Below are 20,047 nucleotides of genomic sequence, written 5' to 3'. Positions count from 1 at the left end.
GCTCACGCCCCGAGGGTCCCCCGCACGATCGAGTCCCCGGAGTGGGCCGGGACGCCGTCGAACGGCTCCTGGGACACGTCGACGATGGGGAAGTCGGTCAGGTCGAGCCCCGCGGGGACGGTGAACCGGCCGGCCGAACCCTCGAGGACCCCGAGGCTCACGAGGCGCTTGACGTCCCGGTCGATCAGCCAGACCTCACGGAAGTCACCGGCCTCGGCCCCGCCGTCGAGCGTGACGACGAGGACGCGGGCACCGTCGGGCTGCTTCTCCACGAGCGCTGTGCCGCTCGCGTCCCACCCGGGCAGCGGCTTGAGCGCGGCCTCGGCGACGACGGCGGGCGCCGTCGATCCCGTGCGCTCCCCGGCCCACCACGCGCCGCCGACCCCGCCGACGACCAGACCGGCGGCGGCCGCCGCGGCGAGCCAGGGCGCCCGCCGGCGGCGCAGCGGGACCACGGGGGCGGACGCCGTCGGCCCGGCCGGGGCGGACGCCGTCGGCCCGGCCGGGGCGAGCGACGTGGCGGCCGCTGCCGGCGCGGGGAGCGCCAGCTCGGCGCGAATGCGGTCCCAGACGGCCGGCGCCGGGGCGACGAGCGCGTCGCTCTCGGTCACGGACCGCCCGGTCGCGACGACGGCCGCGAGCGAGGACACCTCCGCCACGCACTCGGCGCACCCGTCGAGGTGCCGACGGTCGGCGTCGTCACCTGCGGTCTCGCCCAGCGCGATCAGCGCCAGGACCTCCGGGTCAACGTGCTCCACCATCCACCTCCAAGCGGTCGCGCAGTCGCAGCAGGCTACGTCTGATGTGGCTCTTCACCGTGCCGAGCGGCAGGTCGAGCCGCCGCGAGATCTGGTCATGCGTCAGGTCGTCGAAGAACGCGAGCGACAGGATCGTGCGCTGCGGCTCCCCCAGCCGGTTCAGCTCGTCGGCCACCGTGATCCGCTCGGCCAGCGCCGTCGTCTCGGGCTCCGGCGGCGGGCCGGTCGTGCGCACGACGGCGGCCTCGTTGCGCCGGTCCCGCGCCCGGCGGGCGTGCACGTCCGCGATCGCGTGCCGGGTGATCCCGGTGAGCCAGGCGGGCAGGGGCGACTGCCCGGGCTTGAACCCGGACCGCCCGCGCCAGGCGTTGACGAAGACCTGCTGCGTGACGTCCTCCGCGTCGGTGACGTCCCGCAGCGCCCGCAGCGCGAGCGTGTGCACGAACGCCGACCACCGGTGGTAGGCCTCGGCGAGCGCCAGCTCGTCGCCGGCAGCGAAGGCCGCGCCGAGGTCGTCGACGGTCCAGGTGGCATGCGTCCGCAGTGCGGTGACGCGGCCCGGGGTGGTCAGGGCGGTCCTCCTTCGGAGCGTCAGGACGGTCGACCCGCCGTGTGCCGCCATCATGACGCACCGACCGGGTCCGCGGTCACGATCACGTTATCCGCGTAGTGACCCACCGCGCGATGAAACACCCCTCCGCACGTGATGAGCACGAGGCGCGGGGCGCCGTCACGGACGAAGATGTCGCGCCACGGGACGTCCGGTTTGGCGACCTGGGACACCGTCGTGACGGTGTAGTCCTGGCGGCGGCCGTCCGCGAGCGTGACCTCGACGGCGTCGCCCGGCGCTAGGTCCTTCAGCCGGGCGAACGGACCGCTCCCGGCCGAGGCGACCGAGTCGACGTGCGCGGCGATGACGGCAGTGCCTGTGACCTGACCAGGTGCCGCGCCGAACCGGTACCACCCGCCGCGCTCCGCGAGCGGGGGGATCTCCATCTGCCCGTCGGCCTGCACCCCGACGGGGTCGACGGGCACCTCGATGTCGTGCGCCGGGATGCGAACGTTGACCGGGGGGACCACCGCCTCCGCCGTCTGATCGGCCAGGTCCGCGCTGCGCACGGGCACGCTCGGCACCGCCTCAGCGGGCGACGGGGAGGGCGACGACGGGGACGACGACGGAACGGGCGACGCTCTGAACGCCGTCGGCCCCTGCGCCGGTCCGCAGCCGGACACGATGCCCGACGCGACGCCGAGCGCGAGGACCGCGAGCGCGATCCGGGCGGCGCGGCGACGCGAGCTGGGCGTCATGGGGACTCCGGTCGAAGGCAGAAGGGACAGCAGGAACAAGCGCGGGAAAGGGGTGCGGCGCCTGCGCGGGAGGTGAAGGCGCCGCACCCCGGTCGAGCCGAGCTACCTAGTCGCGCGAGACGCGGACCGGCGTGCGCCGGGCCAGGAGCAGGGCGCCACCGGCCGCGACCAGGAGGGCCGCTCCGATCAGCCACGGGGCCGACGAGGACGACGAGTCGCTGGCGAGCCCGAGCTCACCGGACGGAACCCCGGCGGGCGCGGAGTCCATGCCGCCGATCGTCTGGACGGCGAGCTTGAGGTTGTTCGCCTCGAGGCTGCCCCACGCGTAGACGATGGTGCTCGTGCCCTCCGCCACCTTCACGTCGGCCGGACCGATGAGCGGCGCGGTGGTTCCGGTCGCGGCCACCGAGGCGGACACGGTGCCGGCCGGGAGGTTCAGGATCGACTCCTTCGGGTTCACCAGGCCGGTGATCACCGCGGTGCCGCCCGCGAGGACGTCGACCGCGGGTGCGGCCGCGACGTGCCGGACCGTCAGGCGACCCTGACCGGCAGCCATCGTCGACAGGTCGTTCGTGAACAGCGTCGCGGTCGGCGCGCCCGCGGCGTCGAGGTGCGCGACGGCGGTGTAGTTCGTGTCGGCCTTGAGCGGCAGGTCGATCGGACCGATGACGGGAGCGCTGGCGTCCGCGGCGTCCGCGGCCGTGATCGCCACGGTGTAGGTCCCCGGCGCGAGGTCGAGCGGGCCGGCCATGTCGCCCGGGGCGAAGTTGTCGAGGGTCAGCTTGTTGTTGACATACACGTCGACCGTGAGGTCGGGCACACCGTGCAGCACGGACAGCTGGGCGTTGCCGGGGGTCGCGGCGCCCGCAGGCAACGCTCCGACGAGGGCGAGCGACAGGCCGGCGACGGCGCCGGCGAGGAGTCTGGTACGCATGTGGACCTCCTGAGAGACCCCGCAGTGCGGGGGATGATCTGACACCCCCACTACGGCGCGGGACGGCTCCACGGATGCAGCGACTTCACCGCGAGGATGCGCGCGGGTTCGCGGGCGGGCCCACGCGTGACCTGGGCGACCGCCGCGCTCCAGTAATCTGGGGACCTATGAGCCATAACCAGTCCGACCTGAAAGCGCCGCCGCCGCTACCGAAGGGCGGCCTACGCATCGTCCCGCTCGGCGGCCTCGGTGAGATCGGCCGGAACATGACCGTGTTCGAGCACGAGGGACGCCTCCTCGTCATCGACTGCGGCGTGCTCTTCCCCGAGGAGCACCAGCCCGGGGTCGACGTGATCCTCCCCGACTTCACCTGGATCCGGGACCGCCTGGACAAGATCGAGGCGATCGTCCTCACGCACGGCCACGAGGACCACATCGGTGGCGTGCCGTACCTCCTGCGCGAGCGCGGTGACATCCCCGTCGTCGGCTCCGAGCTGACCCTGGCGTTCATCGAGGCCAAGCTCAAGGAGCACCGGATCCGCCCCTCGACCGTCCAGGTCAAGGAAGGCGACCGGCGCAAGTTCGGCCCGTTCGACCTCGAGTTCGTCGCCGTCAACCACTCCATCCCCGACGGCCTGGCGATCGCGGTCCGGACCAAGGCCGGCCTCGTGCTCAACACCGGCGACTTCAAGATGGACCAGTTCCCGCTCGACGGGCGCATCACCGACCTGCGCGCTTTCGCCCGCCTCGGCGAGGAGGGCGTCGACCTGTTCATGGCCGACTCCACCAACGCCGAGGTCCCCGGGTTCGTCGCCTCCGAGATGGACCTCGGCCCCGCGATCGAGGCCGTCTTCCGCACCGCCCCGCGCCGGATCATCGTGTCCAGCTTCGCGAGCCACGTGCACCGCATCCAGCAGGTCCTCGACGCGGCGCACGCCAGCGGCCGCAAGGTCGCCTTCGTCGGCCGCTCGATGGTCCGCAACATGGGCATCGCCCGCGACCTCGGCTACCTCAAGGTGCCGCGCGGCCTGGTCGTCGACTTCAAGGCGCTCGAGGGCATGCCCGACAAGAAGGTCACGCTCATCGCGACCGGTTCGCAGGGCGAGCCGATGGCCGCCCTGTCGCGCATGGCCACCGGTGACCACGTCATCCGCATCGGCGAGGGCGACACCGTCCTGCTGGCGAGCTCGCTCATCCCCGGCAACGAGAACGCGATCTACCGCGTGATCAACGGCCTCACGCGCCTCGGCGCGAACGTCGTGCACAAGGGCAACGCCAAGGTGCACGTCTCCGGGCACGCCGCCGCGGGCGAGCTCGTGTACTGCTACAACATCGTCAAGCCGCGCAACGTCATGCCGATCCACGGCGAGTGGCGCCACCTGCGGGCCAACGCCGACCTGGCGATCCAGACGGGCGTCGCGCCGGAGAACGCGGTGCTCGCCGAGGACGGCTTCGTCATCGACCTGGTCAACGGCAAGGTGTCCGTCACCGGACGCGTCCCGGCCGGCCTGATCTACGTCGACGGCATGACCGTCGGCACGGTCACCGAGGACTCGCTCAGCGACCGGCGCGCGCTCGCCGAGGACGGCGTGGTCACGATCATCGTGCTCATCGACCCCGACACCGGGGCCCTGAGCGAGGAGCCGGACTTCCTCACGCGCGGGTTCGTCCACGACGCCAAGTCGTTCGACGCGCTCGCTCCCGTCATCAAGGAGACGCTCGCCAAGGCGGCCAAGGACGGCGTGCGCGACTTCGGTGAGCTCGAGCGCCTGATCGACCGCTCGGTCAGCCGCTGGTTCCAGCGGACCAGCCGGCGCGGACCGGTCATCATCCCCGTCGTGATCGAGGCCTGACCGGCACTCCCCCGCACCACCATCACCGCCGACGGCTGGCGTCAGGTCCCTCCGAGGGCCCGACGCCAGCCGTTGCCGCATCTGCGGTGCTAAGTTCCCTGCTATGCCGCAATATCGGATCAATGAGGCTGCCCGGCTGCTGGGGGTCAGCGATGACACCGTCCGGCGCTGGGTCGAGCAGGGCGTCCTGACGACCCACCGGGACGACGCCGACCGCCTCGTCGTCGCCGGCGCCGACCTGGCCGCACGCGCCAAGGAGGTCGCCCACGTCCCGGACGACCCGTCGGGCGTCGGACGCAGCGCCCGCAACCGGTTCGTCGGCCTCGTCACCGCCATCACCGCCGACACCGTCATGGCCCAGGTCGAGATCCAGGCCGGGCCGCACCGGGTCGTGTCGCTGATGTCGAGCGAGGCCGTGCGCGAGCTCGGGCTCGAGATCGGCTCGCTCGCGGTCGCCGTGGTCAAGGCGACCACCGTGATCATCGAGACGCCGAACGGCTCGTCGTGACGACTCCGGCGAGCACGGCCCGCACCCGCCGCGCGCGGCTCGGCGTCGGCCTGGTGCTCGCGACCGCCGTGCTGGCGGGGTGCACGAGCGGGTCGAGCACCACGACCCCCAGCGCCACCGGCGCGACGTCCGGGCTCTCCGGCGAGCTGACGATCCTCGCCGCAGCCTCGCTTCAGCCCGCGTTCGACGAGCTCGCGGCCCGGTTCGCCGAGCTCCAGCCCGGCGTCGACCTTCGACCGATCACCTACGACGGCTCGTCGACCCTCGTGACCCAGCTGGTCGAGGGTGCCCCCGCGGATGTCTTCGCGGCGGCGGACGAGCGGACCATGACCACCGTGTCCGACGCCGACCTCGTCGCGGCGGGGACGCTCGCCGTCTTCACCACCAACACCCTGCGCATCGCGGTCGCACCAGGCAACCCGCTCGACGTCCGGACGCTGGCCGACCTGACGCGTCCCGGCCTGCAGGTCGTGCTCTGCGCGGTCGAGGTCCCGTGCGGCGCGGCGGCGCGGGCCGCGCTCGACGCGGCGGGCGTCTCGGTCAGCCCGGCGAGCGAGGAGCAGAACGTCACGGCCGTGGTCACGAAGGTCGCCGCCGGCGAGGCCGACGCCGGGCTCGTCTATGCCAGCAGCATCGCTGACTCCGCCGGCGCGCTCGACGGCGTGGACTTCGCGGGCTCCGACCAGGTGGTGAGCTCCTACCCGATCGCCGTCCTCGCGGGCGCCGCCAACCCGGCCGCCGCCCGCGCGTTCGTGGACCTGGTGCGCTCACCCGCCGGGCAGGACGTGCTCGCGGCCCACGGCTTCGGCGCAACCCCCGGCACACCGTGAGCGACCGGCGCCCCCGGCCCGCGGGCACTGCCGGGCGTCCCCGGCCCGCGGGTACCGTCCCGCGCGCGCTCGTCGTCCCCGCCGTGCTCGGGCTCGGGCTGCTCGTGCTCCCGCTAGTGGCGCTGCTCGTCCGCGCCGACTGGGCCACCGTGCCCGCGGCGATCACCTCCCCGGCGGCGCTCGACGCGCTCGCGCTGTCGCTGCGCACGGGACTCGCCGCCGTGGCGCTGTGCCTCGTCCTCGGCGTCCCGCTCGCGCTCGTGATGGCGCGCGCCCGCCCCCGCGTCGCGGACCTGCTCCGCGCGATCGTCACCCTGCCGCTGGTGCTGCCGCCGATGGTGGGCGGGGTCGCCCTGCTCTACCTGCTCGGCCGGAACGGGCTGATCGGGCGGTACCTCGACCTTGCGTTCGGCGTGCGGATCCCGTTCACGACGACGGCGGTCGTGCTCGCCCAGGCCTTCGTCGCCATGCCGTTCCTCATCATCTCGGTCGAAGGCGCGCTGCGGACCGCCGGGACCCGGTACGAGACCGTCGCCGCCACCCTCGGGGCGGGCCGCGCGCTGACGTTCCGCACGATCACGCTCCCCCTCGTGCTGCCGGGCCTGATCGCCGGCACCGTGCTGTGCTTCGCGCGGGCGCTCGGCGAGTTCGGCGCCACCGCGCTGTTCGCCGGCAACGCCGCCGGGGTCACCCGCACCATGCCGCTGGCGATCTACACCGCGTTCAACGGCGCCGGCGTCACGCAGGAGTCCGCCGTCGCGCTCTCGCTGCTGCTGGTCGTCGTCGCCGTCGTCATCCTGGTGCTGGTGCGCGGCTGGCGCCCCGAGGTCCCCCGATGACGGCGCACCTCGAGGCGCACGCCGTCGTGTCCCGGGGGACGTTCACGCTCGACGTCGAGATCGCCGTCGAGCCCGGCGAGGTGCTCGCCGTCCTCGGCCCGAACGGGTCGGGCAAGTCCACGCTGCTGGCCGTCCTGGCGGGGCTCCTCGTGCCCGACGGCGGCTTCGTGCGCGTCGGCGGTCGCACGCTGACGTCGGTCGGCGAGCCCGCTCCGGCGACGGGCGTCCTCGTCCCGCCGGCCGAACGCGCCGTCGGCCTGCTCGGCCAGGAACCGCTCCTCTTCCCGCACCTGACCGCCGCCGACAACATCGCGTTCGGGCCCGTCGCCGCCGGGGTCGGGCGCCGCGCCGCGCGCGCACAGGCGGCGCGCTGGCTCGCCGCCGTCGGCCTGGCGGACCTCGCCGACCGACGGCCCGCTTCCCTGTCCGGTGGCCAGCAGCAGCGCGTCGCGCTCGCGCGCGCGCTCGCGGCCCGACCTGACCTCCTGCTGCTCGACGAGCCGATGGCGTCGCTCGACGTGCGCACGGCCCCCGAGATGCGAGACCTGCTGCGGGACCAGCTCAGCGCGCACGGCACGACGGCGATCGTCGTCACGCACGACGTGCTCGACGCCGTCGTCCTCGCCGACCGGGTCGCGGTGCTCGTGGACGGCCGGCTGGTCGACGCGGGCCCGACGGCGGGCGTGCTCGCCGCACCGCGCAACCCGTTCACCGCGGACCTGGCGGGGGTGAACCTCGTGATGGGCGCGGCCGACGCCGGGGCGGTCCGCGCGCCGGACGGCCGCTCGTTCGTCGGCTCGCCCGACCTCGGGCCCGGCCTCACCGACGGGACGCCGCTCGCGGCCGTCTTTCGACCGTCCGCCGTCGTCGTGCACACGGACGAACCCCGCGGGGTGAGCGCCCGCAACGTCTGGCCGGCCCGGGTGCTCTCGTTGGAGGCCTCCCCGGCCGGGGTCCGTCTGCGCACGTCAGGGCGGCCCGAGGTGCTCGCCGACCTGACGCCGGCCTCTGTCGCCGCGCTCGGGATCGTCCCGGGCGCGGCCGTGTGGCTGTCCGTCAAGGCGACCGAGGTCGGCCTCCACCGACGGTGAGCGCCCACTACGCCGAACGGGTCTCTTTCGCTGGACGACTCCCGCGGGACACACCGGGTAACGCCGGACACTCCGGGCGGTTCGCGTGCGGTCACACCACCCAGTGACGACTGTCTCGCCTAGACTGACTTCGTGATCTTCAAGGCCGTGGGCGACGGGCGCCCCTACCCCGACCATGGGTTCGTGACGCCCAAGCAGTGGGCCGACGTCCCGCCGAGACAGGTGCGGCTCGACGAGCTGGTGACCACCAAGAAGACCCTCAGCCTCGACAACCTGCTCTCCGACGACTCGACCTTCTTCGGTGACCTCTTCGCCCACGTGGTGCAGTACCAGGGCGTGATGTACCTGGAGGACGGCCTGCATCGGGCGGTCCGTGCCGCGCTGCACCAGCGGCCGATCCTGCACGCGCGCGTACTAGTCCTGGCGTGACCACCAGAATGCCCTCACGGATCGGCTAGGTTCGGCAAGTGAACGCACCGCAGGGGCCAGAACGCGCACGGCAGCTTCGCCGTCGCCATCGCCACGAGCGCCAGGCCGCGCTCTTCGGCGTCCTGATCGCCGCCCTCGCCGTGGCCGCACTCGGTGCGTTCGCCGTGTTCACCGACGCGATCCCCGCGCCGTTCGCGCGTGACTTCACCACGGCGAGCCCTGAGCCCGGGTCCGTGAGCGCGCCGGCGCCCTGCCCGCCCGAGGGCACGCTGCCGGTCGCGTACCCGAGCGTGTCGGTGAACGTCCTCAACGCGACCCGACGGGGCGGTCTTGCCACCGAGACCGCCAACGCGCTCGCGACCCGCGGCTTCACGATCCTGTCGACCGGGAACGCGACCACGTCGATGACGGGCGTCGCCCGGATCGGCTTCGGCGCGGCCGGGGTCGGGGCGGCGTACACGCTGGCCGCGCAGATCGAGGGCGCCACACTGGTCCTCGACGCCCGCGCCGACGCCACGGTCGACCTTGTCGTGGGAACCAAGTTCGGCGCGCTGCTCGACGTGAGCGCGATCACGCTGGACCCCGCCGCCCCGCTGACCGGTTCGAAGGGGTGCGTGGCCCTCGCCGACGCCGAGGTGCAGGCGCTGCCCGCCGCGGTGGTGGCCACCACCGCGCCAGACGCCGCCGCGGGCTGACGCAGCCGTCAGCTCCCAGCGCTCACACGCTCAGCGCCGCAGGTCGGCGGCGCTCGGCACGGACGCCGGGCTGGCGATCTCCTGGCTGGTGCCGCGCCAGCGAGCCGTCGCCCGCATCACGTGGTAGATCCCGATCGCGGCCGCCGTCCCGAGCGCGATGCCGCCGAACTCCAGGTTGCCCGCCGACCAGGTGAAGTTCGCGATCCCGACGACGAGGGCGACCGCCGCGGTGGTGAGGTTCACCGGATCGGCGAAGTCGACCTTGTTCTGCACCCAGATCCGCGCACCGAGGATGCCGATCATCCCGTAGAGCATGGTCGTCGCCCCGCCGAGGACCCCCGAGGGGATCGTCGCGATCAGCGCGCCAAACTTCGGCGACATGCTCAGCAGCAGCGCGCCGAAGGCGGCGACCCAGTAGGCCGCCGTCGAGTACACGCGTGTGGCGGCCATGACGCCGATGTTCTCCGCGTACGTCGTCGTGCCGGACCCGCCTCCGAGGCCGGCGAGCGTCGTCGCGATCCCGTCCGCGAACAGCGCGCGGCCGATCACCGGGTCGAGGTCCTTGCCCGTCATCGCCGAGACGGACTTCACGTGCCCGACGTTCTCGGCGATCAGCACGAACACGACCGGGAGGAACAGGCCCAGCACGGAGGCGTCGAACGACGGCGTCACGAAGTCGGGGAGCCCGATCCAGCCGGCCGCGTTGAACTGGGTGAAGTCGACCTCGCCGCGCAGCATCGCCACGGCGTAGCCGATCAGCACGCCGACCAGGATCGACAGGCGGCCGAGCATCCCGCGGAACAGGACGCTGCCCATGATGATCGCGCCGAGGGTGATGAGCGCCGTGACGGGCGCCAGCTTCACGTTCGACCATGCGGTCGGCGCGAGGTTGAGGCCGATGAGCGCCACGATCGTCCCGGTCACGATCGGTGGCATCACGACGTCGATCCAGCGCGCGCCGGCGAAGTGGACCAGCAGCCCGATCACCGCGAGGAGCACGCCGGTCATCATCACGCCGCCCAGTGCGACGGACTCGCCGCCGGAGGCCATCGCCGCGGTGATCGGCGCGATGAACGCGAAGCTCGACCCGAGGTAGCTGGGCAGCTTGTTGCGCGTGATCAGCAGGAACAGGATGGTACCGAGCCCGCTGAAGAACATCGTGGTCGCGGGCGAGAAGCCCGTGATGATCGGGACCAGGAACGTCGCGCCGAACATCGCCACGATGTGCTGCAGACCGATCCCGATCGTGCGTGGCCAGCTGAGCCGCTCATCGGGTCCGACGACCTCGCCCACCCCGATGGTTCGGCCGTTCCCGTGCAGGCGCCAACCGATGCCGTTCATTGCCATGATTCCCCACTCGCCGCACGCCGGGCGCCCAGTGCGCACCGGCTGGGGCCGCCGCGTGCACCGGGTGCGGGCAGAAAGCGACCAGACGCAGGGTAGCGACCCCGGATGCGGGGCTGCGCACCTGTGTCATGCTCGAAGTGGCCGACGTCTTACGTTGCACAGGGGGCCCCACGATGACCGATCAGTTGCAGAGCGACCCCTTTTTCGGGTTCCAGCTCCCCCCCGTGAACGTGACGGCGACCGTCCCCAGCGTCAGCACGGCCGAGACCGCAGGGACGGCCGAGCCGATCGAGCCGGTCCGCCGATCCCGCGCGCTGGCGATCATCTCGCTGGTCGCCGGGCTGTGCGGGTTTAGCCTGGTGCCGCTGCTCGGCTCGATCGTCGCCGTGATCACCGGCCATCTGGCACTCGCCCAGATCGGGGAGACGGACGTCGACGCGTCGAACCTCGCGCGGGCCGGGCTCTGGCTCGGGTACCTCGCGATGGCCCTGATCGTCCTGGCGGGCGCGGCGTTCATGCTGGTCGTCGTCGTGAGGAGCAGTGCGCTGTAGGTGGAGACGCCCTTGACTCTCGAGCCACCCCGGACAGCCCCGGTGGCCCGGATCGCCGCTTCGCGCCGCGCCCTGTGGGTCGCCTTCGTCCTGGCGCACGCCTGGCTCGCGTTCATCGGGACGGTCTGGATCCCCCACCGGGCGTTCTACGACGTCGACCTCTACCGGTACTGGACCGCGCTCGGGCTCGAGAACAACGTGTGGCCCGTGTTCGACGGCCCGTGGGTCTACCCGGTCGGTGCGCTGCTCCCGATGCTCCTGCCCGCCGCGATCAGCACGACCTCGACGCTCGGCTACGCGCTGGCGTGGTCCGCCCTGGTCACCGCGGGCGACGCGGTCGCGGTCTGGGCGCTGAGCCGTAGCCGGCACGCGCCGGGTGCGTGGTGGTGGCTGGCGTTCCTCGTGCTGCTCGGGCCAGTGGCCATGGGGCGGATCGACGCGATCCTCGCCCCGATCGTCATCCTCGCGCTCCTGGTCGCGATGGAGCGACCCCGGGTGGCCGCCGCCCTGCTGACCGTCGGCGCCTGGATCAAGGTCGCTCCCGGGGTGCTCATCCTCCCGCTCCTGCTCATCGTGCGCCGGCCCGTGCGCGACGTCGTCGTGCCCGCCGCGCTGGTCTGCGCGGGGGTCGTGGGGGCGGTCGCCGTCGGCGGGGGGCTCGGGAACGTCGCGAGCTTCCTGAGCCAGCAGGATGCCCGTGGCCTGCAAGTCGAGGCCGTCGTGTCGACGCCGTGGGTCGTCGCGTCCCTCGTGCGCGACGACGTCGTCATCGGGCTGAATCACGAGCTGATCACGTGGGAGATCGTCGGGCCGGGCACGTCCGGCGCGGCCCGGCTGATGGACGTGCTGCTGCCGCTCGCCGTGGCCGCGCTCGCCGTGCTGCTGTGGCGGGCCCGCTCGCGTCCGCTCGACGTGCTCGTGTGGGGGTCGCTCGCGTTCGCGACGTTGCTGATCGTGGTCAACAAGGTCGGCTCGCCGCAGTACGTCGGCTGGCTCGCGCCGCCGGTCGCCGTCGCGCTCGCGCTGCGCTCCACCTGGCCCGACGACGCCGTGGGCGCCCGCTCGCGCGCGGCCGTGCCACGGGTCGCGGGCGCCGTCCTGCTGATCGCGGCGCTGACCCAGCTGATCTTCCCGCTCGCCTACAACTCGCTGCTGTCCGGCGGCGTCCTGATCTCCGGCGTCCTCGTCGTGCGCAACCTGCTGCTGCTCGCGCTGCTCGTGGCGATGGGGACGCTGCTCGCGACGGACGGCACGCGGCGTGGCGCGGACGTGCCCGACGGCGGCCTCGTCAGCTGAGCTGGGGCGCGACCTCGCGCGCCACGAGGTCGAGGTGGTCGAGGTCCTGCAGGTCGAGCACCTGCAGGTAGACGCGCGACACCCCGGCAGCCTTGAGCGCCTCGAGCGTGTCCACGACCTCGGCGGGCGTGCCGGCCACGCCGCTCGCCCGCAGCTCGGCCGGGTCGCGGCCGATGCGCGCCGCGCGACGCGACACCTCGGCGTCGTCGGCCCCCGCGCACAGGATGAGCGCGGCCGAGTAGACGAGGTCGTCGGGGTCGCGGCCGACGGCGGTGCACGCGGCACGCACGACAGCGAACTGGCCCGCGATCTCGGCCTTGGGGGTGAAGGCGGTGTTGAACTCGGCCGCGAACCGCGCCGCGAGCGCGGGCGTGCGGCGCGGGCCGTGACCGCCGATGATGATCGGCACGCCCGCGCGCGCCGGGTCGTGAGCCAGCCGCTGGACGGGTTTGGGGAGCGCGGGCGAGTCGGTCAGCGAGTAGTGCTCACCGACGTGGTTGAACCGCTCGCCGACCTCGGTGCCCCACAGGCCGGTGATGATCTCGAGCTGCTCGGTGAGCAGGCCGAACCGCTTCGGCGGGAACGGGATCCCGTACGCGGCGTGCTCGTCGGCGAACCACCCCGCGCCGAGGCCGAGCTCGACCCGGCCGCCGGACATCTGGTCGACCTGGGCCACCTGGATGGCGAGCACACCGGGGTGACGGAACGTGGCCGACGTGACGAGCGTGCCGAGCCGGATCCGGGACGTCTCCCGCGCGAGGCCCGCGAGCGTGGTCCAGGCGTCGGTCGGCCCGGGCAGCGGGTCGCCGTCGCCCATCCGCAGGTAGTGGTCGGAGCGGAAGAAGGCATCGAACCCGAGGGTCTCGGTGGCCTGGGCGACCGCGAGGAGGTCGTCGTAGCTGGCGCCCTGCTGCGGTTCGGTGAAGATGCGAAGGTCCATGCAGGTCACACTTCCACTCCCGGCCGTCGGCTAGCCCACCGGGGTGCACCGGTGCGGTCCCCGCGGGCGAAGCCTGGCAGGGTGGGGCGATGACCACGGCGCCGAACCCGCAGCTGCGCGATGCGCTCAGCGTGCTCGACTGGCGGCGGCGGACCGCGGCCACCTACCTCGAGGTCCGCCGGCTGGCCGCCACCGACCCGGCGGGTGCGCACGCCACCTGGGTGCGCCGCCGCGACGAGCTGTTCGCCGACCACCCCGCCTCCCCTCTGACCGCGGCGGACCGGGCGCAGTTCACCGGCCTGCCGGTCGCGCCGTACGACCCCGCCTACCGCTTCGAGGTCGCCGTCGAACCAGCGACCGATCCGGGCGGACCGGGCACGTTCGAGGCGACGACGGGGACGGACGGCGTCGTCGGGTTCACCCGGATCGGCCGGGTGCAGCTGGGCGGGCTCGGTCGGCTCGACGTCTGGCTGCTGCGCTCGTACGGCGGGGGCCTGTTCGTGCCGGTGAAGGATGCGCTCGCCGGGACCACGGGGGCACGTACGGCGGCGGCCGGTACGTCCTGGACACCATCAAGGGCGCCGATCTCGGCTCGTCGTCGCCCGGCGGCACCCCCGTGCTCGTGGTCGACCTGAACTTCGCGTACAACCCGTCGTGCGCCTACGACCCGGCCTGGGCATGCCCGCTGGCCCCGGTCGGCAACGTGCTCGCCGTCCCCGTGCCGGTCGGCGAACGGATCGGGCGCCCGCACGCGGCAGACTCGTCCACATGACCGCCCGTACCCCCCGCAGCGCGATCACCGCGATGTGGGCCTGGGACAACGACGTCAGCCCCCACGACGACGACGCCGGCCGCGGTTATGCACCAGCGGCACCGGCCCGCCTGGCGGCGTTCGCCACGGCCGGTGAACTGCGCGAGGTCTACCTCGCCGCGCCCTCGGCGGGCCACGACGCGCTCGCCACGTCGTTCGGCGAGGCCTGCCGCACGCTGCACGACGCCGGCATCGAGCTCAGCGCCCTCGGGGGCGAGCCCGCGTGGCTCGACGAGCAGTCGAGCGTCGAGGGGTGGCTCGCCGGCGCGCGGCAGGCAGGGTCCTTCGACCGGGTCCACCTCGCCGTCGACCCGTGGGACGCACCCGGGTGGGCGACGGACAGTGCGGGTGCGCTGCGCACCTTCCTCGACCTGCTGGACCGGGCGCGCGCGGTCGCGGCGCCGTTGCCGGTCGACGTCGCGGTGCCCTGGTGGTTCGCCCATGAGCCCTTCACCGGGGACGGTCCCGCGCTCGGGTCGTCGGACGGCGGTCCGGTCACCCCGGGCACCACGATGCTCGACGCCGTGCTCGCCAGGGTCGACCGCGTGGCGATCCTCGCGCTCGCCGACCACGCGGCGGGGCCGGAGGGGATCCTCGCGCTCACCGCGCGCGCGGTCCGGGCGACGGTGGCCGCCGGGCACGAGTTCACGATCGGGCTGGAGACGTGCACCCCCGAGCTCGCCGGTGGCACGCAGCACACGTTCTTCGACGAGGGCCCGGTCGCGCTGCTGCGTGAGGCGGCCCTGGTCCGGGCGCGCCTGCAGGACGTGCGCGGCTACCGCGGCGTAGCGGTCTCGGACCACCGCTCCTGGCGCCGCCTGCTAGGCGTCTGACCGCCCCCCCCGACCGCCCCCACCCGGCCCGCAACCGGTCCGCAACCGGTCCGCTTTCCAGAGGAATCTGCCCGTCCGGCGCGTCAGATCCTCTGGAAACCGAGGGGACGTTCCCGCGGGAACGTCCGGTCTCAGAAGCTGGGACGAGACCGTTCACCTGATGATCGTGCGGCCCCGTACCGCTCGCAGGTGGTGCCGGACCTGATGCGGCGTCGGCGCCGAACCCGGAGAAGTGGTTGCTCGCTCCCCCGGCGGATCGACCACTACTCCCGGTTCGTGCGCTGGCCGCGACGCGGCCCTTCGGACGACTCCACCCACGTGGTGTCGTACTGGTTCGCGGCGGGTGACGGGTTATTCGCAGCCGACGCCGTCGCCGTCGCGGTCGAGGTGCTTGGCGTAGCCGGGGTCGCCCAGGCGGACCGGGGCCGCGCCGGCCGCGCGCGCTGCGGCGCAGTTCGCGTAGGAGACGTCTGCCGGGGCCGGCACCGGGGCCGGCTGCGGTTCGGGCACGGCGACCGGGACCGGGGCCGGGGCTGGCGCCGGGGCGGCTACCGGGGCGGGCGCGACGCCGCCGGGGAGCGGCTGGTCCGGGCAGGTGGACAGCACGTCGACCATCGCGGTCTGCTCAGCCTGGGTCACCCACAACCCGTACGCGAGCTTGACCCCCACCTGCCGCGCGACGTACTCGCAGCGGAACGCCTTGTTCGGCGGTAGCCAGGTGGCCGTGTCGCCGTCGCTCTTCTGCCCGTTGAGCGGCCCGTCGACGGCGAGCAGGTTGCGGAAGTCGTTCGCGAACTGCTCGCGGGTGTCGGCGCTCCACTGGGCCGCGCCCTTCTGCCACGAGTCCGACAATGCGACGACGTGGTCGATCTGGACCGCGCTCGACGTCGTCTGCCCCCGTTGGAACGCGATGGTGCGGCCGCTGTACGGGTCCGCCAGGCTTCCGGACAGCACCACGCAGTCCCGCGTGCCGGGCTTGTGCACCACGCCGGTCAGGTCGCGGTCGAGGACGTCGTTGCGCTGGTCGCACCCGTTGCGGTCGGTGTCCGTCCAGCTGACCCCGAACTGGTCACGGCTGTACCCCGTCTTGGGTGCGCGCCCCTTCACCACGAGCAGCAGGGCGGTCGCGAGCGCTCCTTGCGCGGCTGGGTCGGGCGCCGTCACGACGGGCGCCGACGCCGGGGCCGACGACGGGGGTGACGACGGCGCGCCGTCGGGCCCGGGGGTGGAGGCCGCGCCGGTCGCGGACGAACTCGCACCGGCCGAGGGCGTGCCCGCCGGACCTTCGCCTGCGGCCGGGGCGCAGCCCGCGAGCGTGACGGCGAGCAACGCGGCCATCAGGCTCAGTCGGTAGCGGGACCTCGGGCTCGACAACTCAGGTCGACGAAGGGTGGGCACCAAAACAGCGTGCCGCGGCTCGGCCGGTTCCCGGTCGGGGCACGCCGAGGTTCACCCGTCCAGCGACAAAAGTGCCGTTTTCGTGCGGTTTTGTCCTCACGCCGGACCCGTGACGGTCACCCATCCGCCGGTAGGGTGACGACCCGACAACCCCAGGGGGCACCGTGAACCCGCTCGCGTGGATCGCGCCGGCCAGCTTCGTCCTGGCCGTGACGTGCTTCGTGATCGGGGGTCGGCTCGTGCACCGCGCCCGCCGGGTCGAGCGGATCCAGCTGCCCGCCCTGCTGCGGAGCCGGGTCTGGGTCGGCCCCGGGGACTCCCTCGTGCTCGAGTACCCCGGACCGGACGGACAGCCACGGATCGGCTCGACGTTCGCCTTCTACCGTCAGGGGCTCGGGGCGACCCCGACCTTTCGCGGCTGCGTCTGGGTCAACCGGGCGGATCCGACGGACGTGATGACACGCCCCGGCGGGCGCACCGCTCCGGGTGGGGCCGTCCTCATCGCGGGGCTCGTCTTCTTCTTCGGCAGTCTCGGCACCGGCATCGCCGCGGTAGTCGTGGCGACCACCCCCGCCGCCCTCGGCTGACCGGGACGAAGCAGGACGACCTGGGCGTTCGCCTTCACCCGGCCCCCGCGCAGGGCTGCGGTCCGCAGTCCGGCTGGCATGATGCCCGCCATGGCAACCCCTCGGAACACATTCGGCGCGCGCCTCGTGACGCTGACCTCGATCGCGATCGTGAGCGTTGGCCTGACAGGGTGCACGAGCTCCGAACCGGCTCCGATCCCCTCGGGCTCGGGCACGGCGTCCGCGTCGCCGGCTCCCGACGCGGCATCGACATCGGCGCCCCTCGCGGAGTCGGTCGCCACCCTGCCCGACGGCCGCGGGACCGTGGGCGTGGCGGTCCGCTCGTTGGTGGCCGACGACAACGGCACCACGATGACCTTGCGGGTCGACTTCACGCCGCACCTGGCGGCGCCGGACGACGCGATGACCCTCTCGATGGTCAACAACTTCTTCTTCATCTTCCCTGAGCTGCTGGACCGCGAGAACCTCAAGCGGTACTCCGTGATCACCGGGGAGGGGCCTCAAGACTGGCTGACCAACAAGGACGCGACGACCTCCGACGGCGAGCCGCTCGCGTCGTGGTTCGTGTTCGCGGCGCCGGAGGACGCCATCGACTCCTTCACCCTGACGATGGACGGCTGGGGCCTCGAGATCCCGGGCGTCGAGGTGGCCGCGTGAGCCTCGGGTCGATCGTCGTCGCGTCGGTGCTGCTGCTCCCCTGTGCCCTGCCGTTCTCCTACGTCGACCGGGACGACGTGCCCGAACCGCCGGTCGCGAAGATCGAGCGTTCGGTGAACACCTACTCGGTCGAAGGGAGCGTGGAGCGGATCGCGGCGCCCAAGACGACGTCCGCCGGCTCGACGCTCACCATCGGCTCCGACGTGCTGTTCGCCTACGCGAGCGCCGCGGTGGCCGACGCCGCCCAGACCGCGCTCGCGGCGCAGCTGAGCCAGATCCCCGCCGGAGCGCCGGTGACGGTCGAGGGACACACCGACTCGCGCGGCGGAGACGCGGTCAACCTCCCGCTCTCCACCGCCCGCGCGGAGTCCGTCGCCGCCGTGCTGCGCGCCGGCCGACCGGACCTGACCGTCGAGGTCACCGGGAAGGGCTCGAGCGAACCGGTGGCGTCCGAGACGGACGAGCAGGGCATGGCGAAGAACCGGCGCGTCGAGCTCTCCTGGACGAGCTAGCCGGAGCCGAGAGGGTCCCGCGGGCTCAGATCTCGCTCAGGACCTCTTCGTCGGCGCCCTCCACGGCGGCGGCCTTGCGGTTCCACTGCGACCACAGCACGCGCTCGCCGAGCACGGCGGCCATCGAGTGACCCTTCCAGGCGAACGCGACCACGCCGATCAGCATCACGCCGACGCCCACCCAGTACGGCGCGGCCGCGCCCACCGGGTGCAGCAGGCCGGCGATCACCGGTGCGGGGGCGGCGAAGCCCCACCGGACGAGGTTGAACGCCCCGGTGGTCACGCGCCGGTCCTCGGAGCCGAGCCCGAGCGCGAGGTCGGTGAGGTTCGCGTTCGCGATCCCCATGCACACGCCCGCGAGGACCAGCACGACGATCGACTCGACCGTGCTCCCCGACGTCGCGAGCCCCACGAGCGCGACCAGCAGGCCGGCGATGGCGAACCCCACGGTTTGGACCGCGCCGAACCGGTGCGCGAGCCGGTGGCCGACGACGAGGATCCCGACCGCGAGCCCGGTGCCCCACGCGGTGAAGACGAACCCGAGCGGGATGACCTTCAGGCCGAGGAACACGGGCGTGTACCCGAGCACGATGAAGAACACGAAGTTGTACGCCGCGGTGATCACGCACAGGGCCCGGAACGCGGGCTTGCGGAACGGCGTGAACACGTCGGCGAGCCGCAGCGGGGCCGGCGGGACGGCGGGATCGCGCAGCTGGGTCACCGAGACCGCGAGCGCGGCCACCATGAACAGCCCGCAGACCGCGAACGGCACGCGCCAGCTGATCCCGCCGAACAGCCCGCCGATGAGCGGCCCGACGGCGAAGCCGAGCCCGACGCAGGTCTCGAAGAGCTCCACGACCCACTCGCGGTCGTTCGCGAGCGAGACGAGCAGCACCATCGCGGTCGCGAAGAACATCGCGTTGCCCAGCCCCCACACCCCGCGCAGCACCGCGAGCTGGCCGATGGTCGAGCTGAAGGCCGCGAGCAGCGCGGCGATCCCCACCAGCGTCACGCCCGCGATGAGGATCTTCTTGTAGCCGAACCGGCCGGTCGCCAGCACGGCCGGGATCATCCCGACCGCCATCACCGCGATGTACGCGGTGAAGAGCAGCTCGATCTGCCACGTGCTCGCGCCGATCTCGGCGCCGATGATCGGCAGGATCGGGTCGACCACCGCGATCCCCGCGATCGCGAAGAACGCGGTGAGCGCGGTCGCGTAGATCGCGCTCTTGTGCGGTTCGGTGCGCGTGCTTGCCATGGGGGGTCCTCGGGGGTTGATCGGTGAGCCCAGGGGATCGTGATTTACCTGTATGACCCATGTATCTATCTGCACGATACACGCAGGTAAGGTGAGGCTCACGACGAACGGCCGACGAGACGAGGGGGCCATGGACGACACGATCGCCCGGATCGAGGCCGAGGTTGCCATGCTGCTGCGCCTCGCCGACCGCAACCGGCGCACCGGCGACGCCCTCGAGGGGACCCTGGACCGGTCGGCCTACCTCCTGCTCGGACGCCTCGCCACCGACGGCGCCACCAACGTCAACACGCTGGCCGGTCGGCTCTGCCTCGACCCGTCGACCGTGACGCGTCAGGTGCTGGCGATGGAGGCCGACGCGCTCGTGCTGCGCAGCCGGGACCCGCAGGACGGTCGCGCCACGCTCGTCACCGCGACCGACCGCGGCCGGGCAGAGCTCGCGGCCACGCGCGCCGCTCGCGCCGCCCTGTACGCGGAGATGCTCGCCGCCTGGTCTCCCGACGACCGCACGCGCATGGCCGAGCTGCTGGCCCGGCTGAACGCCGACCTGGACGCGCGGGTCCGCGGCGCGTGACCCCGGGCTGACGCCGCCGGAACGACGACGGCCCGCCT

Annotated in this window: 22 protein-coding genes and 2 pseudogenes; 16 read left to right on the top strand and 8 right to left on the bottom strand. The window is 73.2% G+C overall.

Annotation, left to right across the window (positions count from 1 at the left end):
- Positions 1–2: 2 nt before the first annotated feature.
- The 4 genes from VTA80_RS10360 to VTA80_RS10345 form a co-directional block, all read right to left on the bottom strand.
- Positions 3–761 (bottom strand): anti-sigma factor, encoded by a 759-nt coding sequence (locus VTA80_RS10360; protein ID WP_407345417.1) that lies wholly within the window; start codon positions 759–761, stop codon positions 3–5.
- Positions 745–1,383: an RNA polymerase sigma factor gene (locus VTA80_RS10355; RefSeq protein ID WP_407345416.1), complete on the bottom strand. Its 639-nt coding sequence runs from the start codon at positions 1,381–1,383 to the stop codon at positions 745–747. The genes VTA80_RS10360 and VTA80_RS10355 overlap by 17 nt, the downstream gene beginning before the upstream one ends.
- Positions 1,380–2,066 carry a class F sortase gene (locus VTA80_RS10350; protein ID WP_407345415.1) on the bottom strand — a complete coding sequence of 229 codons (687 nt, stop codon included), beginning with the start codon at positions 2,064–2,066 and terminating at the stop codon, positions 1,380–1,382. Before VTA80_RS10350 ends, VTA80_RS10355 begins: the two co-directional genes overlap by 4 nt.
- Positions 2,067–2,172: 106 nt before the next feature.
- Positions 2,173–3,000, bottom strand: coding sequence for a DUF4397 domain-containing protein (locus tag VTA80_RS10345; protein WP_407345414.1), 828 nt, complete (start codon positions 2,998–3,000; stop codon positions 2,173–2,175).
- 167 nt (positions 3,001–3,167) lie between these two features.
- Here VTA80_RS10345 and VTA80_RS10340 point away from each other — a divergent pair, with 167 nt between their 5' ends.
- The 8 genes and pseudogenes from VTA80_RS10340 to VTA80_RS10305 all read left to right on the top strand — a co-directional run bounded on the left by VTA80_RS10340 (position 3,168) and on the right by VTA80_RS10305 (position 9,245).
- On the top strand, positions 3,168–4,853 hold the full coding sequence (locus VTA80_RS10340) for a ribonuclease J (RefSeq protein ID WP_407345413.1): 1,686 nt from the start codon (positions 3,168–3,170) through the stop codon (positions 4,851–4,853).
- 103 nt (positions 4,854–4,956) lie between these two features.
- Positions 4,957–5,361: a molybdopterin-binding protein gene (locus tag VTA80_RS10335; RefSeq protein WP_407345412.1), complete on the top strand. Its 405-nt coding sequence runs from the start codon at positions 4,957–4,959 to the stop codon at positions 5,359–5,361.
- Positions 5,358–6,191, top strand: a complete 834-nt coding sequence (gene modA, locus VTA80_RS10330) for a molybdate ABC transporter substrate-binding protein (RefSeq protein ID WP_407345411.1) — start codon at positions 5,358–5,360, stop codon at positions 6,189–6,191. The genes VTA80_RS10335 and modA overlap by 4 nt, the downstream gene beginning before the upstream one ends.
- Entirely contained in the window at positions 6,188–7,030 is an 843-nt protein-coding gene (locus VTA80_RS10325) for an ABC transporter permease (RefSeq protein ID WP_407345410.1), read from the top strand. The genes modA and VTA80_RS10325 overlap by 4 nt, the downstream gene beginning before the upstream one ends.
- Positions 7,027–7,527, top strand: a pseudogene (locus VTA80_RS10320) (ATP-binding cassette domain-containing protein); the annotation flags it as partial. The gene VTA80_RS10325 and the pseudogene VTA80_RS10320, both read left to right, overlap by 4 nt.
- A 6-nt stretch (positions 7,528–7,533) precedes the next feature.
- Positions 7,534–8,121: a TOBE domain-containing protein gene (locus tag VTA80_RS10315; protein WP_407345748.1), complete on the top strand. Its 588-nt coding sequence runs from the start codon at positions 7,534–7,536 to the stop codon at positions 8,119–8,121.
- Positions 8,122–8,253: 132 nt separating this feature from the next.
- Positions 8,254–8,550 (top strand): type II toxin-antitoxin system VapB family antitoxin, encoded by a 297-nt coding sequence (locus tag VTA80_RS10310; protein WP_407345409.1) that lies wholly within the window; start codon positions 8,254–8,256, stop codon positions 8,548–8,550.
- Positions 8,551–8,588: 38 nt separating this feature from the next.
- Entirely contained in the window at positions 8,589–9,245 is a 657-nt protein-coding gene (locus VTA80_RS10305) for a LytR C-terminal domain-containing protein (protein ID WP_407345408.1), read from the top strand.
- A gap of 30 nt (positions 9,246–9,275) precedes the next feature.
- Here VTA80_RS10305 and VTA80_RS10300 read toward each other — a convergent pair whose 3' ends face one another.
- Positions 9,276–10,586, bottom strand: coding sequence for a uracil-xanthine permease family protein (locus tag VTA80_RS10300; RefSeq protein WP_407345407.1), 1,311 nt, complete (start codon positions 10,584–10,586; stop codon positions 9,276–9,278).
- Between the two features lie 179 nt (positions 10,587–10,765).
- On the opposite strand from VTA80_RS10300, the gene VTA80_RS10295 reads away from it, so the two are divergent.
- Positions 10,766–11,143: a DUF4190 domain-containing protein gene (locus tag VTA80_RS10295; protein WP_407345406.1), complete on the top strand. Its 378-nt coding sequence runs from the start codon at positions 10,766–10,768 to the stop codon at positions 11,141–11,143.
- A gap of 12 nt (positions 11,144–11,155) precedes the next feature.
- Positions 11,156–12,439, top strand: coding sequence for a glycosyltransferase 87 family protein (locus tag VTA80_RS10290; RefSeq protein ID WP_407345405.1), 1,284 nt, complete (start codon positions 11,156–11,158; stop codon positions 12,437–12,439).
- Here the strand turns inward: VTA80_RS10290 and VTA80_RS10285 are convergent.
- A complete protein-coding gene (locus VTA80_RS10285; protein ID WP_407345404.1) occupies positions 12,432–13,379 on the bottom strand; it encodes an LLM class F420-dependent oxidoreductase in 948 nt (315 codons plus the stop codon). The genes VTA80_RS10290 and VTA80_RS10285 overlap by 8 nt on opposite strands.
- An 89-nt stretch (positions 13,380–13,468) precedes the next feature.
- On the opposite strand from VTA80_RS10285, the pseudogene VTA80_RS10280 reads away from it, so the two are divergent.
- Positions 13,469–14,151: pseudogene (locus VTA80_RS10280) on the top strand (DUF1684 domain-containing protein).
- Positions 14,148–15,023 (top strand): hypothetical protein, encoded by an 876-nt coding sequence (locus tag VTA80_RS10275; protein WP_407345403.1) that lies wholly within the window; start codon positions 14,148–14,150, stop codon positions 15,021–15,023. The pseudogene VTA80_RS10280 and the gene VTA80_RS10275 overlap by 4 nt, the downstream one beginning before the upstream one ends.
- 351 nt (positions 15,024–15,374) lie before the next feature.
- Here the strand turns inward: VTA80_RS10275 and VTA80_RS10270 are convergent, their stop codons facing one another.
- The gene (locus VTA80_RS10270; RefSeq protein WP_407345402.1) at positions 15,375–16,361 is read right to left on the bottom strand and encodes a DUF1524 domain-containing protein; all 987 of its coding nucleotides are present in this window, start codon (positions 16,359–16,361) and stop codon (positions 15,375–15,377) included.
- Between the two features lie 224 nt (positions 16,362–16,585).
- On the opposite strand from VTA80_RS10270, the gene VTA80_RS10265 reads away from it, so the two are divergent.
- From VTA80_RS10265 to VTA80_RS10255, 3 genes are all read left to right on the top strand, one after another.
- Entirely contained in the window at positions 16,586–17,008 is a 423-nt protein-coding gene (locus VTA80_RS10265) for a hypothetical protein (protein ID WP_407345401.1), read from the top strand.
- Between the two features lie 90 nt (positions 17,009–17,098).
- A complete protein-coding gene (locus VTA80_RS10260; protein WP_407345400.1) occupies positions 17,099–17,665 on the top strand; it encodes a hypothetical protein in 567 nt (188 codons plus the stop codon).
- Positions 17,662–18,177 (top strand): OmpA family protein, encoded by a 516-nt coding sequence (locus VTA80_RS10255; protein WP_407345399.1) that lies wholly within the window; start codon positions 17,662–17,664, stop codon positions 18,175–18,177. The genes VTA80_RS10260 and VTA80_RS10255 overlap by 4 nt, the downstream gene beginning before the upstream one ends.
- 25 nt (positions 18,178–18,202) lie before the next feature.
- Here VTA80_RS10255 and VTA80_RS10250 read toward each other — a convergent pair whose 3' ends face one another.
- Entirely contained in the window at positions 18,203–19,435 is a 1,233-nt protein-coding gene (locus tag VTA80_RS10250) for an MFS transporter (protein ID WP_407345398.1), read from the bottom strand.
- Positions 19,436–19,565: 130 nt separating this feature from the next.
- Between VTA80_RS10250 and VTA80_RS10245 the strand changes: the two genes are divergently transcribed.
- The gene (locus VTA80_RS10245) at positions 19,566–20,009 is read left to right on the top strand and encodes a MarR family winged helix-turn-helix transcriptional regulator (protein WP_407345397.1); all 444 of its coding nucleotides are present in this window, start codon (positions 19,566–19,568) and stop codon (positions 20,007–20,009) included.
- Positions 20,010–20,047 lie beyond the last annotated feature (38 nt).

This window comes from Pengzhenrongella phosphoraccumulans, from assembly GCF_045689905.1.
Lineage (GTDB): Bacteria > Actinomycetota > Actinomycetes > Actinomycetales > Cellulomonadaceae > Pengzhenrongella > Pengzhenrongella phosphoraccumulans.
The sequence above is the reverse complement of the archived record's forward strand: the minus strand, read 5'-3'. Positions and strand labels throughout refer to the sequence as shown.

Bases quoted from the DNA above. Each gene is read 5' to 3' on its own strand.
- VTA80_RS10335 (WP_407345412.1), top strand. From the start codon at position 4,957: ATGCCGCAATATCGGATCAATGAGGCTGCCCGGCTGCTGGGGGTCAGC.
- VTA80_RS10315 (WP_407345748.1), top strand. From the start codon at position 7,534: ATGGCGTCGCTCGACGTGCGCACGGCCCCCGAGATGCGAGACCTGCTG.
- VTA80_RS10360 (WP_407345417.1), bottom strand. From the start codon at position 761: ATGGTGGAGCACGTTGACCCGGAGGTCCTGGCGCTGATCGCGCTGGGC.
- VTA80_RS10250 (WP_407345398.1), bottom strand. From the start codon at position 19,435: ATGGCAAGCACGCGCACCGAACCGCACAAGAGCGCGATCTACGCGACC.
- VTA80_RS10295 (WP_407345406.1), top strand. From the start codon at position 10,766: ATGACCGATCAGTTGCAGAGCGACCCCTTTTTCGGGTTCCAGCTCCCC.
- VTA80_RS10260 (WP_407345400.1), top strand. From the start codon at position 17,099: ATGGCAACCCCTCGGAACACATTCGGCGCGCGCCTCGTGACGCTGACC.
- VTA80_RS10245 (WP_407345397.1), top strand. From the start codon at position 19,566: ATGGACGACACGATCGCCCGGATCGAGGCCGAGGTTGCCATGCTGCTG.
- VTA80_RS10270 (WP_407345402.1), bottom strand. From the start codon at position 16,361: ATGGCCGCGTTGCTCGCCGTCACGCTCGCGGGCTGCGCCCCGGCCGCA.
- VTA80_RS10355 (WP_407345416.1), bottom strand. From the start codon at position 1,383: ATGATGGCGGCACACGGCGGGTCGACCGTCCTGACGCTCCGAAGGAGG.
- VTA80_RS10345 (WP_407345414.1), bottom strand. From the start codon at position 3,000: ATGCGTACCAGACTCCTCGCCGGCGCCGTCGCCGGCCTGTCGCTCGCC.
- VTA80_RS10350 (WP_407345415.1), bottom strand. From the start codon at position 2,066: ATGACGCCCAGCTCGCGTCGCCGCGCCGCCCGGATCGCGCTCGCGGTC.
- VTA80_RS10285 (WP_407345404.1), bottom strand. From the start codon at position 13,379: ATGGACCTTCGCATCTTCACCGAACCGCAGCAGGGCGCCAGCTACGAC.
- VTA80_RS10275 (WP_407345403.1), top strand. From the start codon at position 14,148: ATGACCGCCCGTACCCCCCGCAGCGCGATCACCGCGATGTGGGCCTGG.
- VTA80_RS10340 (WP_407345413.1), top strand. From the start codon at position 3,168: ATGAGCCATAACCAGTCCGACCTGAAAGCGCCGCCGCCGCTACCGAAG.
- VTA80_RS10300 (WP_407345407.1), bottom strand. From the start codon at position 10,586: ATGAACGGCATCGGTTGGCGCCTGCACGGGAACGGCCGAACCATCGGG.